This is a genomic window from Stackebrandtia albiflava (assembly GCF_007994225.1).
Lineage (GTDB): Bacteria > Actinomycetota > Actinomycetes > Mycobacteriales > Micromonosporaceae > Stackebrandtia > Stackebrandtia albiflava.
The window spans coordinates 1,171,726-1,184,939 of record NZ_VLLL01000006.1 but is presented as its reverse complement, the minus strand read 5'-3'; the positions used below and the strand labels follow the sequence as shown (position 1 = coordinate 1,184,939).

The window sequence follows — 13,214 nt, the reverse complement described above, 5'->3', positions numbered from 1 at the left end:
GGCTACCAGCCCTTCGCAGTGGTGGTGGCCAGCCCGCCGGCCGGAACCTTCAGATGCAGCATCGCCTTGACCAGGGCCGGGGCGGCGATGAAGATGACGATCAGCGCCTGCAGCAGGGTCACCATGTCGAGCGGCAACGTCGACTGCATGGTGTTGGCGCCGGCGCGCAACGCCCCGAACAGCAGACCGGCCGCGACGACGCCCCACGGTTTGGCGCGCCCGAGGAGCGCCACGGTGATCCCGTCGAAACCGACCTCGCCGGCGACGCCGTGCGTCAACGCGTGGGGGCTGATACCGAGCACCAGGGTGGCGCCCGCGAGTCCCGCCAGCGCGCCCGCGCCGCCCATCGAGGTGATGTACGTGTTGGGCACCGACATGCCCGCGGTGCGGGACGCGTGCGCGTTCAGGCCGACCGCGCGCATCCGGAAACCGAGCGTCGACTTGGCCAGCAGCCACGCGACCAGGGCGGCCGCCGCGATGGCGACGATGATGCCGAGGTTGGCGCGCAGCCCGGGCGCGTCGATGCCGAGCATTCCGGCCAGTCGCGGCAGCAACGACGACTCGTCGGCGGGCTTGGAGATCGCGTACTGCTTGTTCGGGTCGGGGTCCTTCACGAACTCGTTGGTGATGATCCAGCCGAGGGCGCTCAACGCGACGTAGTTGAGCATGATGGACGTGATGACCTCGTGCGCGCCGCTCCACGCCTTGAGGACACCGGGGATCGCCCCGAACAGGCCACCGGCGATCGCGCCGCCCAGCAGGGCGAGCGGCAGGTGCAGGTAGGCGGGCAGGTGGAGGCCGAACCCGATGAGGGCCGCGCCGACGGTGCCCATGATGACCTGGCCCTGGGCGCCGATGTTGAACAGGCCGGCCTGGAACGCCAGTCCCACAGCCAGACCCGCCAGGATCAGCGGCGCGGCGTAGGTCAGCGTCTCCGAGATCGGCGACAGGAGCCGCCCGATGGTGGCCTCACCGGCCTGGAACTCCGCCAGGGTCGTGAAGTTGACGATCGCGCCGGCGAACAGTCCGGCGTAGGCGTCCGACACCGCGGTCCAGGAGGCGCTGAGCGCGTCGGTGGGCCGGGAGAAGAAGTACGTGAACGTGCCGCGTACGGCGGGGTCGGACACGATGATGAGCACCGCGCCGATGACCATGGCCAGCAGGAACGAGTACAGCGTCACCATGACCGTGTTGGCGGTGGTGACGTACCGCAGGAACAGGCTCCCGAAACCGGGGCGGCGCTCCTGGTCGGCGGGTTCCTCGGCGGGCCGTTCGGGCGCCGTCTCGGGCGCCGGGGTCACCGGTGCGGTGTCGTCGGGCTCCGGCTTCTCGGCCGGTTTCGGCTCAGTCACCAGCCGCCTCCTCGTCGTCGCCGGTGGACCCGGCCATCAGCAGACCGATCTCGTCGCGCGGCGTGTCGGGTGACACCTCCGCGATGATCTTGCCGTCGTACATCACGGCGACCCGGTCGGCCAGGGCGAGCACCTCGTCGAGTTCGGACGAGATGACCAGCACGCCCGCACCGGAGTCGCGTTCGGCGACGATGCGGGAGTGGATGAACTCCATGGCGCCCACGTCCACGCCCCGGGTGGGCTGCGCGGCGATCAGCAGCTTCAACGGGCGGGAGAACTCCCGCGCGACGATGACCTTCTGCTGGTTGCCGCCGGACAGGCTGGCGGCGGTGTGGTCGGCGGACTGCGTGCGCACGTCGAAGGTCTCGATGTTGTCGGCGGCGCGGCGCTGGATCTCGGCGGCGTTCAACACGCCGCGCCTGGCGTAGGGCGGCCGGTTGTAGCGGTTGAGGATCAGGTTCTCTGCGATGGTGAAGTCGCGTACCAGGCCGTCGAGGCTGCGGTCCTCGGGGATGTAGCCGACGCCCGCCTCGATGATCTCGTGGGTCTTGGCGTGGGCCATGTCGTCACCGGCGATGCGGATGGTGCCGCCGATGGTGGGGGCGAGCGCCATGATCGCCTCGGCCAGTTCGGTCTGGCCGTTGCCCTGCACGCCCGCCACACCGACGATCTCGCCGGAGCGGACGGTGAGCGACAACCCGTCCACGGCGTGGGTGCCGCGGTCGTCGGCGACGGTGAGGTCGCTGATCTCCAGGACCGGTGTGTCGGGGCTCGCCGGTTCCTTCTCCACGGTGAGCCGCACGTCGCGGCCGACCATCATGGCGGCGAGCTCGGACTCCGAGGCGGTGGGTGAGGTCTCGCCGACGACCTTGCCGCGGCGGATCACGGTGATCCGGTCGGCGATCGCCTTGACCTCTTTGAGCTTGTGGCTGATGAACACGATCGACTTGCCGTCGTCACGCAGTTGGCGCATGATGTCGAGCAGTTCGTTGATCTCCTGCGGGGTGAGCACCGCGGTCGGCTCGTCGAGGATCAGCAGCTCGCAGTCGCTGATCAGCGCCTTGATGATCTCGACGCGCTGCTGCACACCGACCGGCAGTTCCTCGACCAGGGCGTCGGGGTCGACCCACAGGCCGTACCGCTCCGACACCTCGCGGACGGCGGCGCGCGCGCTGTCGCGGTCGAGCAGGCCGGTGCGGCCCTTGGAGGTCTCCCGGCCGAGGATGACGTTCTCGGCGACGGTGAACACCGGCACGAGCATGAAGTGCTGGTGGACCATTCCGAGCCCCGCGTCGAGGGCGTCGCCCGGGGACTGGAACCGGTGGACCGTGTCGACGAGCTCCCCGTCGGGGTCGGCGGCGTCGGGGCGCCCGATGACGATCTCGCCCTCGTCGGGCGTGATGAGCCCGTAGAGCATGTTCATGAGAGTGGACTTACCGGCGCCGTTCTCCCCCAGCAGCGCGTGGATCTCGCCGGGTTCCACGGTGAGGTCGATGTGGTCGTTGGCCACGAGGCTGCCGAACCTCTTGGTCAGACCACGCAGTTGCAGTCTCAGCGTCGCGCTCCTTTGCGCCGGTCGTTGCCTATCGCGCGGCGGGTGGCCCCCTGGTCGGGGGCCACCCGCTCATGCGTTGTCCGCGAGCCTAGGTCCCGGGCGTGGATACCGCCGAAGCGGGTGGTCACGCCGTCACGCCACCGTAGGCTCTCACCCTCCCGGACGGGACGTGGGCGGATCACCGCACACGTCCCGTGGAGGCACCGCCGGCGTCCGGCGGTGGCGGGGTGAAGCCGTCGGGCCCTCCGGTCAGGAGGCGACCGGCTGAACCTCGGACTTGATCTCGATGTCGCCGGAGATGATGGCCTCCTTGACGGTCTCGATCTCGGCGGCCAGTTCGGGGTCGATGTCCTCGCGCAGCGTGGACAGCGAGACGCCGCCGTTCTCCAGGGTGCCGACGGTGTGGCCGTCGGTCGGGCCGCCGTCACGGGCGGCGAGGATGGCCTCGGAGACCGCGTCGGGGATGTTCTTCTCCGAGGTGGTGAGGAACTCCTCGCAGTACTCGGCGGCCGACTCGCAGCCGTCCAGGTCGACCCAGATGCTGTCCAGGGCGTCGTCGCCCTGGGTCACGGTGGGCGTGCCCATGCCGGTCTTGCCCGCGACGGGGAAGATGATGTCGGCGCCCTGCGAGACGAAGTTCTCGGTCAGGGACTTGCCCTTGCCGGAGTCCTCGAAGCTGTCGGCGAAGGAGCCGTTCTGGGTCTCGGGGTTCCAGCCCAGGACCTCGACGTCGGCGTCCTTGGTCTCGTTGTAGTAGGCGACGCCCTCGGCGAAGCCGTCCATGAAGATGGTCACCGGCGGGATCTTGAGGCCGCCGTAGGTGGCGACCTTCCCGGTCTTGCTGTGTCCGGCGGCCAGGTAACCGGCCAAGAAGGAGGACTGGGCGGTGTTGAACTCCATGGAGAACACGTTCGGGGAGTCGGGCAGGTAGGCGTCGACGATCGCGAACCGCTGGTCGGGGTAGTCGGCGGCGACCGTGGTCAGCGCCTCACCCATCAGGCCACCGACGGCCACGATCAGGTCGCAGCCCTCGTTGATGAAACCGGTGAGGTTTGTCTCGTAGTCGGCTTCACTGCCGGACTCCTTGACGTGGACCTCCACTGCCGGCTCGGCCTCCACGGCGGCGTTCATGCCCTGCCAGGCAGAGGCGTTGAACGAGCGGTCCTCGACACCACCGGTGTCGGTGACCATGCATGCCTTGAAGTCCTTGGCGACGGCGTCGCCGCCTTCGTTGGCGCTGTCGGGCGCCTCGCCACAAGCCGCGACGAACAGCGCTACGGCGCCGGTCACGCCGATGGCGGCCATTCTCTTCCCACGCACGGTGCGCAAGATTGTCTCCTTCCCGGGGCACCGCGGATTCGCGGCGTATCGGGAACGCACACTAGTACGGCATTCACCGAAAGAGAAGGAGTCGTCGCCAAGTTGTAGTGCGTTGTTACTAAGACGTAATCCCGCGTCACCCATACGATCCCGGCACCGCGACCAGGGTCACAACCAGCGGGTTCACCGGGTCGGGGCAGGCCGTCACGGTGACGCCGGGGAATCGACGGTGATCGTTCCATCGATGATCTGTTCCCGCAGCGCGGACACCTCGTCGGCGAGTCCGGCGGGCACCTCGGATTCGAGTTCGTGGTACGGCGCGAGCCCGACCCCGTCGTTCTCCAGGGTGCCGATGAAGGAACCGGTGCGGTTCTCCCCCGCCTGCGCCTCGGTGACCGTGTCGGCGACGACCGGCGGGATGTTCTTCATGACGCTGGTGAGGAAGAGCGCGCAGTACTGTTCGGCCGCCTCGCAGCCGTCGAAGTCGACCCAGATGACCTTGGCGCCCTCGGTCCCCTCGGCGGCGGACGGCGCGCCCAGGGCCGCGTTGCCCGCGACGGGCAGGATCACGTCGGCGTCCTGGGACAGGAAGTTCTGGGTGAGGCTGCGGCCCGCCGACTGGTCGGTGAAGCTGTCGGCGAAGCTGCCCTCCTGGGTCTCGGGGTTCCAGCCCAGCACCTGGACGTCGGCGTCCTTCTCCCGGTTGTAGTGGGCGACGCCTTCGGCGAAACCGTCCATGAAGATCGTCACCGGCGGGATCTTCATGCCGCCGAAGGTGGCGACCTTCCCGGTCTCGCTGGTCCCGGCGGCCAGGTAACCGGCCAGGAAGGCCGGTTGGGCGGTGTCGAACTGCACCGAGTACACGTTGGGGAGGTCGATGAGCCCGTCGACCATGACGAAGAAGACGTCGGGGTTGGCCTCGGCGGCGGCGCGGGTGGCGTCGGTCATCACGCCGCCGACGGCGACGACGACCTCACAGCCCTTGCTCACCGCCTGCGACAGGTTGGGTTCGTAGTCGGCCTCGGAGGCCGAGGTGAGGTATGAGGGTTCGATGTCGCCGTTCGACTCGGCGGCGTCGTTGAGGCCCTGCCACACCGACTGGTTGAACGAGCGGTCGTCCACGCCACCGGTGTCGGTGATCATGCACGCCTGGAAGTCACCACCGTCGGAGCCGGACTCGTCGGGGGCCTCACCGCACGCGGTGAGGGTGACCGCTCCCAGGGCCACCAGGGACGTCAAGGCAGTGCGGACCCGTCGTGACATGTCTCAGGTCTACCGCATCGGTCGACCATTGTGGCCGGATCCGGGGATTCCACGACGTGCGGCGCCGGGCGGGAGGGCGACCGGCGCCGCGTGCCGTCATGTCGGTCAGGTCCGTCAGGTCCAGAAGACGCCGACCCCGGCGGTGACCAGGATCAGGCCGCCGATGGCCAGGAAGTGCCCCTTGGACGAGGATTCCCGCTTCTTCCAATGGGGTACCCACACCATGACGAAGATGAGGATCGCCAGGAGTGCCTTGACACCGAGCTTCATGCCGTCGGGCATGGCGTCCTCGGCGCGGTCGAGCGGCGCGGACAACAGGATCCCGGTGACCACCTGGACGACCGCACCCCACAGCATCGCCGGGTTCACCTTCAGGCGCCGACTCAGGTAGGCGGTGAGCCAGCCACCGATGAGCAATCCGAATCCGATCAGGTGGAGGTAGCGCAGGATCAGGTGAATCAATTCCATAGCCCAGCAGTATGCCAGATGTTCTACTTTTTGTCGAAGTAGGATTCACCGTGACGGGATCGTGATACTTGTCGCTAAGACGAACGTCGATGGCTAACATCTATGGCGTGAGGGGGAGCGCGCGGCCGATGTTGCACGCGCCTCGGTCGCGACGCCGGATAATCGCGCGAAGTGGGGCCGTGGCGCGCATCTCGCTGACCGCACTGGCCTTGGCGATCGTCACGTTCCCCACCATTGTGGAGTCTTCAGGGGAGACGAGTCCGCCGGCGATGATCCTGGTGGACGACACGGTCGACGACGGCTCCCCGAACCCGCCGTACGAGCCCACGCCGACGGCCACGCCCAGTGGCGGCTCGTCGTCGGGGACCTCGCCCGCGCCCTCACCGGGCGACCCGCAGGACGACGAGGGCACCGCCGACTCCGGCACCGGCGGGATGTTCGGCCTGCCCGTCGCGGCCCAGGCCGGCCTGTCACTGGCCGTCATCCTGCTCGCCGCCCTCGCGCTGCTGCCGGGCCGCCGCCCGCCCGCCGGACTGCGGGCCTAGACCGGGGCCGCTCCGCGTCCACGATCGTCCGGCCCACCGCAGCCCATGACCCGTCGACGTTCCCCGACTTCGGCGCGTAAAGGGCACCGCGCGGGAGCGCGGGACGCCGGGGGCGGGCACCCGTTCAGGCTTCGGCGAGCCCCAGCCTGGCACGTGACTCGTGGTACATCCGCACGATCTCCGGGCGCACCTCGGCCCGGGTGCTCAACGGCTTCGACCACGCGATGCGCAGCGGGGTCGCCACTCCGTCCACCGTGGTGGTGAACTCCGCCCCGGTGGCGTCGAAGGTGTCCATCCGGGCGGCGGTCGCCCGGTCGTGGCCACCGACCCCCCGGCAGATGACCAGGGTGTCCGCCGTGTGGTCGCGGTTCATGTGCCGGGTGATCGCCTCGATCACCGAGTCCTCGAACGGGTTCACACCGACCTCCGCATCCCACGGGCCAGCTCGGCCAACAGGGCCTCGTTGTAGTCGTACGCGTCGAGCACCTCGGCGATCACCCGTCGCCGTTCCTCCGGCCCGAAACCGGCGGCGTCCAATCTGGCGCGATAGCCCTGTTTGAACTCGGTGAGGTCTCCGATGCCGTCGAAGACGTAGAAGCTCACGCCGGGTCCGTCACCGAAGCCGTAGGAGTCGTTGGCCGCCGCGCGGAACGCCTGGCCTCCGGAGAGGTCCCCGAGGAACCGCGTGTAGTGGTGCGCGACGAAACCGCCCGGCCAGTCGAAGCACACCCGCCTGAGACGGTCGACGTAACGGGTCGTCGCCGCCAGCGGCGTTATCCGGTCCCGCCAGTCGGCGCCGATCAACATGGACAGGTCGGCGTCGAAGGCGGCGGCACGGGACAGTTCCGGAACGCAGAACGGTCCCGCCACCGGGTCGCCGGCCATCGCCCGCGACGCCTCGTCGAGGACGTCGTACACGAAGAACTGCTGCGCGTGCAGCGCGGTGTAGTCGTCGAGGTGGAGTTCGCCCGCCAACAGCGCCGCCAGCACACCGGGACCGTCCGGTTCGGACTCGCCTTCGGAGGGGACGACGCCTTCGTGGCGCGCCCAGGTGGCCTGGCGAAGCGCCGCGGAGAACGGCGTCGTCGGTGCGTCGAGTGTCATGGGGTGCTCCTGACCTCACGGGGGTGCAGTGAGGTTAGCCTAACCTGGCATTGGCCGCAATCGGTTGTTCTGAACCGGTCCCAATGAGCGTTCTCCGGTCGCCACCGCACGACCACACGGGAACGGCCGGTGCCCCGAGGCACCGGCCGTTCCCGACCCTTACGCGACGTGGGCCGCCGCCCGCCGCGCCGCCACCGCGATCCACGCCCAACCGATCAGGGTCGCGCCGGTGAAGGCCATGACACCCACCGGGTGACCGGCGGTCACCGAGATCCCGCCGAACCCCACCAGGTACGCCACGCCGGTGATTCCGCTGAACACCGCCCAACCGCGCGCCCCGTCCCGGAACGCCCGCACCGCCACCGCGAGACAACCCGCGATCAACGACGTGAAACCGATCAGGCCGGCGAACATGTGGCCCATCCCGTGCCACGTCATCGTGGTGCCGGAATCGGCGACGAACACGCCCGCCGCGGCCATCCCGAACCCGAACAGGCCGATCGACCACGGCCGGGCGATGCCCCGCCGCGCCGGAACCGGCACCCTGCGCAGCCCGGCCGCCATGGCCGACAGCAGCACACCGGTGATCACGAAGTTGGCGATCTGGATCCATCCCAGGTCGCCGAGGGACAGCAGGCTCAGCGGGTGGCGCGTCACGTCGAACTCGGGCCGGGTGAACGCCTGGGCGAACCCGACGACGGCGTAGAGCGGTCCGGCGATCACCCCGGCGGCGAGCAGCCGCCGGGTCGCGACGCGCGGCGACGGGGAGACGAGGGAGGCGGTGACGGCGGGGGAAACGGTCGACGAGGTCATTTCGGGGCTCCTGTTTTCCAGTGCTCGAGTGTGCGAACACCCCTACGACGAACTCGGATCGACCGAATCGACAACCCCGCCGAACTTTTTTCTCCCGGCCGTCAACCCCGGTCGTTCCTGGAGCGGTAGTACCCGTCCCCGTGGCTCTCCGGCGTCGGCGGACGCTGCGCCGAGGCGTGCGGGTGCCCGGGTTCCAGACCGGGACCCCGCACGTACGGCATCTCGCTCCGCCGCCGGTCGTGGAAGGGGCCGGGCGCGCCGGCCGTCGGGGCCGGTTCGACGTCCCAGCCGTACCCGGCCCCCGGGTCCGCGGTGCGGTACGCAGCGCCCCCGTCTCCGGGGTGCCGCCGCGATCCGGATCCGCCGTCGCCGGGCAGCGGCGGCGGGATCGGCGAGTCCGAGTCGGAGTCGTCGTCCCGGTCGCGGCGCATCGACCGGATGCGAAGCACCAGGAACACCGCGAGCGCCACCGCGACCAGGCCGAGGATCGCCTTGGAGTAGACGCCCACGTACTCCTCTACGAGCGTCCAGTTCTCGCCCAGCATGTACCCCGCGACCACGAACAGGGTGTTCCAGATGAGGCTCCCCGCCGTGGTGAACAGCAGGAACTTCGGTAGGGACATCCGTTCGACGCCCGCGGGCACCGATATGAAACTCCGGAAGATCGGGATCATCCGGCCGAAGAACACCGCCTTCGCCCCGTGCTTGTTGAACCACAGTTCGGCCTTGGTGATGTCGCTGGTCTTGACCAACGGCAGCTTGGCCGCGATGGCGTAGATGCGTCTGCGGCCGAACACCGCGCCTATGTAATAGAGCACGATCGCCCCGACCAGCGAACCCACGGTGGTCCACGCGATCGCCGCGAACAGGTTCATCTTCCCCTGGCTCGCGGTGAACCCCGCCAACGGCAGGATCACCTCACTGGGCAGCGGCGGGAACAGGTTCTCCAACGCGATGGCCAGCCCCGCCCCGGGGCCACCCATCGTCTCCATCAAACCGACCGCCCACTCGGTGACGCTCGACAGCACTCCTTCAGTGCTCGACATCTGGTGGATTCCTCACTGTCGTCGCTCCTTTCCGGCGGCCCCGCGGGCCGGCGACCCGGACCGGCGGTTCCGCGTCGAGAACGCGGCGGCCGCAGGAGACGGAGCGTGTCTGGCATTGCCGGGCACCACTCTAAAAACTACCGGGACCGGCGACCATGGGGACGAGCGCACACACGGCTGCGGCCCACCACCCGGATGTGCTGTGGAAAACCACACCCCGGAGCCGCGCGGGCGGGTGTCGTACCAGGGTGCCATGCTGTCGGACATGCACGCCGTGAGAGACGACGCCGACCTGCGGAACGCCGCCGAGTTCCCCTGCCCCGAGTGCGGGCGGCGACTGCACCGGATCGATCACTCTCCGTTCGAGGACTTCCACCTGCTGTACTGCGACGGCTGCCCCCGCATGGCCGAGGTCGGTCACGGCGACGCCGGGTACGCCGAGATCCGGCACGCCCACCCGGGAGCCGAACACGCGAAGTTGATGTCGGTCGTCGCGGAACGGCTGCGGCCGTGCGACTGCGGCGGTCGTTTCCGGGCGGACGCGCCCCGCCGCTGCCCGTTCTGCGCGACGACCGTGGTCACGCGGGACGCCGCCGGAGTGGACGTCACCCCCGCGTGGAGCGACGACGCCTCCGTCGACGACACCGAGGCCGTCACCGCGGCCCTCACCCGCCGCACCGACCTCTGGTCCGATTAGGCCGGATTCCGGGCCGGCACGGCGTCGAACCCAACGACAGACCGCCGCCAACAGCTCGCAAATCGCGGCTTGGTTGGCCGCACGACGATCGACATGCCTCGAATAAGCCCGAATGTCCGATTTTCCGCCGTCGTATGACCAACCAAGCCGGCATTTCGACCAACCAAGCCGACTGACAGCGCCCATGCGGTCCGATCAGGGCGGATCTCCGACGCGAAAAAAACGGCCCCGGTCACCCGGGGCCGTTTCGATCGTCTCAGTCATCACCGCACCGACGTCAGGAACGCCCGCCAGTCGGCGGCCGACACCGCGAGGGCACCGAGAGCCGGGGTCTTGGAGTCGCGGACCTCATAGCCGTAACCGTTCGCCCTGGCCTCCACGCAGTTGCCCTGATTGCCACCAGAACGGCTCGACTTGCGCCACTTCACCGCCATAACACGAAATCTCCGATCGGTACAGACACGGCCCTGATGCTCTTGAACATACCCTTGCGGGTGGTGACCTCGTCCAAGGCATCGCTGTACGTTGCGCCGAGAGCCGATTCGGAATACACGACGGTGCGGGCGTAATCCTTCGGAAAGTCCAACAACACGAAGGGATGAGCGGTCCCCGGTGTCGCGCCGACATCAAACCGCACAATGGATACCGACACCGTGGGACATCGGTCCAGTTCCTTCAGATGTTTCATCTGCTCGGCATGTACGTCCGTACCGCCGACCCGACGTCGCAAGGCCGCCTCACTCAGCACGAAATGACACATGGGCGAATGTGCGGCGGCATCCGACAGAACACGCGACTGCCGCGCAAGTCTTTTCCTGGTGAGGTCATCGACGTCCTGCGCCGTCAAGCGGGGATTGGCGACGAGCAAGGCCCGAATGGTCCGCTCGGTTTGAAGCAACCCCGCCACACTCTCAGTCTCATACGTGCTGATCGTCGTCGCCTTCGGCTCGAGTTCGAACAGAAGACCTGCCCACGTCGGCGTTCCCACAGGTTCCCACCAGGCATCGGTGCCAGAATCGCTGCAGGCGATCGCCATTCTGTTCAGCTCATGGCGCAGGTCGCGATCAGCCCCGTAGTACCTGCACAGGTGGTCCACCACGGGCATGAGCACGTCACGGGTCTCGCCGCCCTCCAATCGCAGAAGCGCGCTGCGTGAACCGATGTTGGGCGTGCGCGCGACGTCATATGGACTGCGGCCGGCGAATTCGCGCAATGCCCTGAGTCGAATTCCGAGATGCGTGTGTACGAATGACAATCCAGCCACGTAGCAGATTCTGCCTCAGTGAACCTGTACATCGCGAGTCCGCACGGTGAAAGTCGCCAGTCCGATACGGACTACGAAGTGGGCCGCATCGCGCTGGCAGCATGCCCGTAATGATCCATTGTGTTCGCACCTTCCCGGATCTACCTTTCCCTCAAAGGTCGGAATGACAATGGAAAATTAGAGGGCGACCATGAAGCAGAAGTACGAGAAGCGCAATGATCACGAACCCTACGGCCGTCATGACATGCGGTGTCGTGCGTGTAGTGAGCGGATCGGGCTTCGGTTCGGCGTCCGGTTCCCGTGTGAGTGAGTGCGACGGGAGGCCGGGAATGAACGCTGAACCGGTCGACTTCGGACGGTTCACGATCGGCGAGGACCGGTTCGTGGCGTCGGGGGTTCCCGGCACCTCACAGGTCCGGGTGACTGTGGACGCGCCGCCGAGCTACGTGCGCAGCCCCGTCGTCGTACTGCACGAGTGGGAGCCCGGCCGGGTGTCGGCGGCCTGGCACGGCGGCCACTGGCTGCGGCGGGAACGGTGGAAGGCGTCGGTCCGCGACGAGGCGTTGCGGCTGCGGGACGCCTGGCGGGAGGTCCGCGCGGATGTCGCATGAACCGATCGACCTCGGCCACTTCGACCTCGACGGGTCACGCTGGTACGTGACGACGAGCTCGGTGCCGGACATGGTGCGGATCTACTCGCGGGGAATGCTGGTGGCGACGGTGTCGCGGTACCTCAACGTGGTGCGCGGTTCGTGGGGCGCCCCGTACGTGGAACGTTCGAAGGAGTGGCGCGGGGCGCGCGAGGCCGCCGCCATGCGGGTGTGGGACGAGTTCCGGCGGCGCGGCGACCACCGGGGGCGACGATGACCACCGTGGAACCGGTGACGACCCGCTGCCCACGCTGCGTAGGCGCCAGCGTGCTGGCGGAGGAATCGGGCGGAACCGCCGACCCGCGGCCGGCTTCGACACCCGCTACCTGTGGCGTCTGCGGCGGTCGGGGCTTCATCCGCCGGCCGGGACGACGCCACATGGCGGCGCGCCGCGACCGCCGTGACCCACTCTCGTTCAGTTCGTCAACAGGTTGATGGCGATACCGACCGGGATCGATATCAGTACACCGGCCAGGAAGAAAGCCCACTGTGCTCGCTTCCGACGCCGGGCCTCGGCCTTCGTTTCGGCGAACAGGATCCCTCGAATCCTTTCCGCCTGCTCCCGGTCGATCTCGGCGAGCCGCCTGTTCTCCTCCGCCTGCGCCACCAGAGCGTCCCTGGCCGCCGTCTGGGCGTCCATCTCCCGTTGCAACTCCGCCATGAGTTCACTCGCGTACCCCATCGAGGACTTCACCTCGTCGAGCGCCTCCTGAAGGCGGACGTCGATCGGACGCGGTGGTGCGACGCTCCTGCTCTGCAAGTGCCGGAGGGCCATGAAAAGAATGCCGGCGGCGACCACGGCTGAGAATGCGAGGATGAGCCACAGTTCGGTTCGCATCGGCGATTCTTCCGGAGCCTCGTTCGTCGCCAATCGGTGTACGAAGAGTACGGTTCCCGCGAAGGTCAGGGCGAAAGCCAGAACAGTGACACCGAAACCACGAACCGCTTCCAGCAGCGTCGCGACTCCGCCATGTCTTCTCTTACTCATGAGGCCATGTTGCCGAACCCCGCCCGTAATGGCACCCTCCGGGAAAGCCGTTCATCGGGCCGATCGCCCCACGGGAATCCACAGAAGACGGCCTCTGAAGTCACCACAACGGGTGACCCCGAACAACCGCGCTATTGACACGCGGAACG

General features: G+C 68.2%; 15 protein-coding genes and 1 pseudogene. 4 read left to right on the top strand and 12 right to left on the bottom strand.

What is annotated here, in order from left to right; all coding sequences use genetic code 11:
- Positions 1 to 2: 2 nt before the first annotated feature.
- The 5 genes from LX16_RS16395 to LX16_RS16375 form a co-directional block, all read right to left on the bottom strand.
- Entirely contained in the window at positions 3 to 1,352 is a 1,350-nt protein-coding gene (locus tag LX16_RS16395) for an ABC transporter permease (protein WP_211354532.1), read from the bottom strand.
- Positions 1,345 to 2,907: an ATP-binding cassette domain-containing protein gene (locus tag LX16_RS16390; protein WP_147139799.1), complete on the bottom strand. Its 1,563-nt coding sequence runs from the start codon at positions 2,905 to 2,907 to the stop codon at positions 1,345 to 1,347. Before LX16_RS16390 ends, LX16_RS16395 begins: the two co-directional genes overlap by 8 nt.
- A 249-nt stretch (positions 2,908 to 3,156) precedes the next feature.
- Entirely contained in the window at positions 3,157 to 4,212 is a 1,056-nt protein-coding gene (locus tag LX16_RS16385) for a BMP family ABC transporter substrate-binding protein (protein WP_158645657.1), read from the bottom strand.
- 219 nt (positions 4,213 to 4,431) lie between these two features.
- Positions 4,432 to 5,490 carry a BMP family lipoprotein gene (locus LX16_RS16380; RefSeq protein ID WP_147139794.1) on the bottom strand — a complete coding sequence of 353 codons (1,059 nt, stop codon included), beginning with the start codon at positions 5,488 to 5,490 and terminating at the stop codon, positions 4,432 to 4,434.
- A gap of 114 nt (positions 5,491 to 5,604) precedes the next feature.
- The gene (locus LX16_RS16375; RefSeq protein ID WP_147139791.1) at positions 5,605 to 5,958 is read right to left on the bottom strand and encodes a hypothetical protein; all 354 of its coding nucleotides are present in this window, start codon (positions 5,956 to 5,958) and stop codon (positions 5,605 to 5,607) included.
- 179 nt (positions 5,959 to 6,137) lie between these two features.
- On the opposite strand from LX16_RS16375, the gene LX16_RS16370 reads away from it, so the two are divergent.
- Entirely contained in the window at positions 6,138 to 6,503 is a 366-nt protein-coding gene (locus tag LX16_RS16370; protein ID WP_147139789.1) for a hypothetical protein, read from the top strand.
- A 124-nt stretch (positions 6,504 to 6,627) separates the two neighbouring features.
- Here the strand turns inward: LX16_RS16370 and LX16_RS16365 are convergent, their stop codons facing one another.
- The 4 genes and pseudogenes from LX16_RS16365 to LX16_RS16350 form a co-directional block, all read right to left on the bottom strand.
- Positions 6,628 to 6,921 carry a DUF2470 domain-containing protein gene (locus LX16_RS16365; RefSeq protein ID WP_244615848.1) on the bottom strand — a complete coding sequence of 98 codons (294 nt, stop codon included), beginning with the start codon at positions 6,919 to 6,921 and terminating at the stop codon, positions 6,628 to 6,630.
- Positions 6,918 to 7,607: a biliverdin-producing heme oxygenase gene (locus tag LX16_RS16360; protein ID WP_147139786.1), complete on the bottom strand. Its 690-nt coding sequence runs from the start codon at positions 7,605 to 7,607 to the stop codon at positions 6,918 to 6,920. The genes LX16_RS16365 and LX16_RS16360 overlap by 4 nt, the downstream gene beginning before the upstream one ends.
- Positions 7,608 to 7,766: 159 nt before the next feature.
- Positions 7,767 to 8,420 (bottom strand): DUF998 domain-containing protein, encoded by a 654-nt coding sequence (locus LX16_RS16355; RefSeq protein ID WP_147139784.1) that lies wholly within the window; start codon positions 8,418 to 8,420, stop codon positions 7,767 to 7,769.
- A 416-nt stretch (positions 8,421 to 8,836) separates the two neighbouring features.
- Positions 8,837 to 9,466, bottom strand: a pseudogene (locus LX16_RS16350) (DedA family protein); the annotation flags it as partial.
- 265 nt (positions 9,467 to 9,731) lie between these two features.
- Between LX16_RS16350 and LX16_RS16345 the strand changes: the two are divergent.
- Positions 9,732 to 10,163, top strand: coding sequence for a hypothetical protein (locus LX16_RS16345; protein WP_147139782.1), 432 nt, complete (start codon positions 9,732 to 9,734; stop codon positions 10,161 to 10,163).
- 263 nt (positions 10,164 to 10,426) lie between these two features.
- Here LX16_RS16345 and LX16_RS16340 read toward each other — a convergent pair whose 3' ends face one another.
- Positions 10,427 to 10,597: a DUF397 domain-containing protein gene (locus LX16_RS16340; protein ID WP_147139780.1), complete on the bottom strand. Its 171-nt coding sequence runs from the start codon at positions 10,595 to 10,597 to the stop codon at positions 10,427 to 10,429.
- Positions 10,588 to 11,427 (bottom strand): helix-turn-helix domain-containing protein, encoded by an 840-nt coding sequence (locus LX16_RS16335; RefSeq protein ID WP_158645631.1) that lies wholly within the window; start codon positions 11,425 to 11,427, stop codon positions 10,588 to 10,590. Before LX16_RS16335 ends, LX16_RS16340 begins: the two co-directional genes overlap by 10 nt.
- A 329-nt stretch (positions 11,428 to 11,756) precedes the next feature.
- On the opposite strand from LX16_RS16335, the gene LX16_RS16330 reads away from it, so the two are divergent.
- Together LX16_RS16330 and LX16_RS16325 are read left to right on the top strand one after the other, a co-directional pair.
- On the top strand, positions 11,757 to 12,038 hold the full coding sequence (locus LX16_RS16330; protein ID WP_147139776.1) for a hypothetical protein: 282 nt from the start codon (positions 11,757 to 11,759) through the stop codon (positions 12,036 to 12,038).
- Positions 12,028 to 12,294 (top strand): hypothetical protein, encoded by a 267-nt coding sequence (locus LX16_RS16325; protein WP_147139774.1) that lies wholly within the window; start codon positions 12,028 to 12,030, stop codon positions 12,292 to 12,294. Before LX16_RS16330 ends, LX16_RS16325 begins: the two co-directional genes overlap by 11 nt.
- Positions 12,295 to 12,492: 198 nt before the next feature.
- Here the strand turns inward: LX16_RS16325 and LX16_RS16320 are convergent, their stop codons facing one another.
- On the bottom strand, positions 12,493 to 12,915 hold the full coding sequence (locus LX16_RS16320) for a hypothetical protein (RefSeq protein WP_147139772.1): 423 nt from the start codon (positions 12,913 to 12,915) through the stop codon (positions 12,493 to 12,495).
- Positions 12,916 to 13,214 lie beyond the last annotated feature (299 nt).